The sequence below is a fragment of the Oleiphilus sp. HI0080 genome, assembly GCF_001635135.1.
In genome coordinates, this window is the sequence record NZ_LWFU01000514.1 from 1 (window position 1) to 3,783 (window position 3,783).

The following is a 3,783-nucleotide window of genomic DNA, read 5'->3' on the forward strand; positions in this document are numbered from 1 at the left end:
CCTGTTTGTCGAACCCAGTCTTTATAGCCGCCAACATACTCGTTAACCACACCACCACCTTCAAACACCAAAGTGCTAGTAACTACCTGATCAATAAAATCTCGGTCGTGGCTCGTTAGCAACAGCGTTCCATCATAGTCTCCGAGCTTTTCTTCAAGCAGCTCTAAAGTTGATACATCCAAATCATTGGTCGGCTCATCCATGACAATTAAATTCGAAGGTTGAGCAAAGAGTTTAGCGAGCAATAAACGATTGGTCTCACCCCCAGACAAAGCCCGAACTGGTGTTCTGGCTCTCTCTGCAGTGAACAAAAAGTCGTTTAGATATCCAATAACGTGCCGACTCGAACCTCCCAGCTCGACAAAATCATGCCCATCAGCAACATTCTCAATAACCGTTTTATCTTGATCAAGACCATCCCTTAACTGATCAAAGTAAGAAACCTTTAGCTTAGTACCTAATTCTACAGATCCTGCGTCAGGCTCTAGCTGCCCGAGAATTAGCTTCAAGAGTGTCGTTTTGCCCGCCCCATTCGCACCTATTAATCCGATACGGTCACCCCGCATAATCGTTCCGGAAAAATCCTTGACCAGTACACGGCCATCATCAAATGCAAAACGCACATTCTTCAACTCTGCTACTTTCTTTCCAGACTGCTCACCACTATCAATACCAAAACTGGCGGCACCCACTTTCTCAATGCGGCCCTTTCGCTCATCTCGCATCTTTTTGAGTGCGCGCACCCTTCCCTCGTTCCGGGTTCTTCTTGCCTTAATGCCCTGACGGATCCATGCTTCCTCTTCAGACAGGCGCTTGTCAAAAAGCTTATTCTGCTTTTCTTCCTCTTCAAGAAGCTTTTCCTTCTCGAGCAAATACTCTGAGTAACTTCCCTGAAATGCGCGAATTGCACCGCGATCGAGCTCAATAATGCCAGTCGCAAGAGCTTTGATAAAAGCCCTGTCGTGACTGACAAATAGCAGCGCTCCTCGAAACTCTTTTAGCGTTTTCTCAAGCCAGCGTATAGCGTTAATATCAAGATGGTTTGTCGGCTCATCCAACAACAAAAGATCCGGCTCCGATATGAGCGCCTTAGCAAGCATCACGCGCCTGCGCCACCCACCAGACAACTCCGACATCTGGGCATCAGGCCTTATATTGAAGCGTTTTAGTATCTGCATCACTTGATTATCAAGCGACCAGCCACCGCGCGCCTCAATCTCACCCTGAAGGCGCTCAAGCTTCGCCAGATCACCGGTGCCTTCATCAATTAAATGGTGATACTCCGAAAGAAGCTGACCAACCTCTGGCAAACCTTGTGCGACGACATCAAAAGCTTTTTGGTCATCTGCATCCGGTAAATCCTGAGGAAGAAAGCCAACTTTGAGATTCTTATCGAAGATAATCTGACCGCTATCTGGCTCAGAGGCACGCATAATCAAGCGCATAAGAGATGATTTTCCTTCGCCGTTTCGACCAAGCAAACACAGCCTCTGCTCTCGTTCAATGGCGAAGCTAACTTCATCCAACAAAGGTTTTAGGCCATAGGCTAAAGATACATTTTCAAGGCGAACGATACTCATGCAGGGGGAATCACCAAATAATTACAATCAGGAAGTCGCTTTTTCAAAGTGTTGGACTATGATTCACAACACTTTAGTTAGCGGACGCATATTAGAGCACAGCTAGAGAAGATACTAAATGTCTGAACCAGCCTATAATTCAAACACAGCGCAACTTGAGTGGGAGCAGGTTAAATCTACTATTAACCTTCTGACGCTCGCAGTTTCGCAAATAGAATGCACAATGACAGATGGAGAAAAGTCAGTCGCTGAACTCACCAACTCGTTTTCATTTATCGCAGAAAAGATCAATCGTTTAACAACACTGCCAGACGAACAAGCAGAGCTAGAAAAGTTTCGGAACGAGGCGCATGAAATTCACCGTTCAATCGTCAACTCGATTGTGGCATTCCAGTTCTATGATCGCTTGTCCCAACGCCTAGACCACGTAAAACGAGATCTTTGTTGGCTGAGCGAACTTGTCTCAGATCCAAAAACCGCGAACAAACCCGAAGCTTGGAACAAACTTCAGTCAGACATAAAGTCTAATTATTCTATGGAAGAAGAGAGACTAATGTTCGAACACATTATGAATGGAGCCAGTGTATCCGAAGCACTAGAGATATACCGTCACCATTTTGAACAAGCAGCAAAGAAAGACGATGATAGCGATGAAGTAGAGCTATTTTAAGAAAATCTGGGCTATTCCAACACTTCCAGAGGCATACCGAGCTCTAAAAAACCTTCACCACGATGTACTAAGTTTTCACCAAAACAGGCGCCATATTTGTTTAAACGATAGCTCGCCAAAGTTTTAAGCGGCTCTTTGTTAAAAGAGCCCTCCTCGTCCAGCGTAATCATACTGCATCGAGAACACGGTTTTACCAAATCAAAATCGATACCACCAATCCTGACGCGCTTCCACAAGCTTTCTGCGAACGCTGGCGCTCCCGAGATTACTATATTTGGGCGAAAACGCTCCATGCTAACACTATCTTTCAAACGCGAGTTCAAATCATCGAGAGATGCTTCGCTGCACAACAAAATTGGAAAGCCGTCTGCAAAACTAACTTGTGCGGCATCATTAGAAAACGCAGGATCTACTGCTCGGTAGGTGGACGGAGGCATGAAAACCAACCGTACACGCTTTCCCAGATACTCCGAAAGCACATGATCAACCCTAACGGCTTCTTGGCCGCCAAACCCAAGAGCATCGACCTGATCCGCCCAAACACTAACCGATAAAGGCTCCGAAAACTCACAGACGCTTACGCGACAGACATCGTTCTGAATAGTCATGAGCAACTGATCACCATCAAAGCATACAGAAATATTCGCCATGAGAGGGTCAGTTCGCTGCGTCACATGCTTGAACTCAGAGTCTACCAACATGAAGCGTCGATCATGCTGCGGACCAAAAGAATCCAGAGTAAGGGAGGTTACCGCGTTACCGCGACAAGACTTCACTGGATAGGTGTAAAGCGCTTTTAATTCAAACATGCAAAATCGGTTCTATAAACAAATAGGGCGAACCAACTATAAGGGTAAGGAGACAAACTAGGAAGAAAATTTGGAGCGGGAAACGAGATTCGAACTCGCGACCCCGACCTTGGCAAGGTCGTGCTCTACCAACTGAGCTATTCCCGCAACAGGAGTGACTTTAGAAAAACATCAATAAAGTCAAATACTAACAAGCGCAGTGCACGCCTGCTTTAAGTGGGGCGTATTATATTGACGCCTTTTTTGGCATGCAAGCACTAATTGGGCTTATTTAAGGTTTTTTCACTTTTAACAAGAATCTTGTGAACCAACCCTTAAAACCAAGCTAATCTTTCTTGTCTTCATCAGGCAGATCGTCCGTGTCACCGATATCAAAGTCTTCAAGATTAAACTCCTCATCGTCAAAGGAAGGGTCGCTTAAATCAAGAGCAGCCTCGATTTCATCAGTCAAGCTATCATCGCCCTGATCCTCTGCAGCCTCTTCTATCGCTTGAGCGATACTAGCTGCGACTTCAGCCTCGTCTTCGAGCTCTGGCTCCGCCTCAGTCGGCTCAGCGACTGCATCCTCACTGATCTTTTCAAGCTCTTCAACGACATCGTCCAGCTCATCGGCAAAGTCATCGTCTAAACTCGCAAGCTCTGGCTCAACTTCTGGCTCTGGCTCTGGCTCTGGCTCAGGCTCTGGTTCTGGCTCTGGTTCTGGCTCNGGCTCTGGTTCTGGCTC

General features: G+C 46.3%; 3 protein-coding genes and 1 tRNA gene. 1 reads left to right on the forward strand and 3 read right to left on the reverse strand.

All coding sequences use genetic code 11. From position 1 onward, the window contains the following. Positions 1–1,580 (reverse strand): ATP-binding cassette domain-containing protein (locus tag A3751_RS10835; RefSeq protein WP_068455659.1); only part of this gene is annotated, 1,580 nt, incomplete at its 3' end. Between the two features lie 118 nt (positions 1,581–1,698). Between A3751_RS10835 and A3751_RS10840 the strand changes: the two genes are divergently transcribed. After that, positions 1,699–2,250, forward strand: coding sequence for a hypothetical protein (locus A3751_RS10840; RefSeq protein ID WP_068455662.1), 552 nt, complete (start codon positions 1,699–1,701; stop codon positions 2,248–2,250). A gap of 11 nt (positions 2,251–2,261) precedes the next feature. On the opposite strand, the gene A3751_RS10845 is transcribed toward A3751_RS10840, so the two are convergent. After that, positions 2,262–3,059, reverse strand: a complete 798-nt coding sequence (locus A3751_RS10845; protein ID WP_068455666.1) for an MOSC domain-containing protein — start codon at positions 3,057–3,059, stop codon at positions 2,262–2,264. 71 nt (positions 3,060–3,130) lie between these two features. Then, positions 3,131–3,206 (reverse strand) — tRNA-Gly (locus A3751_RS10850). Between the last annotated feature and the right edge of the window lie 577 nt (positions 3,207–3,783).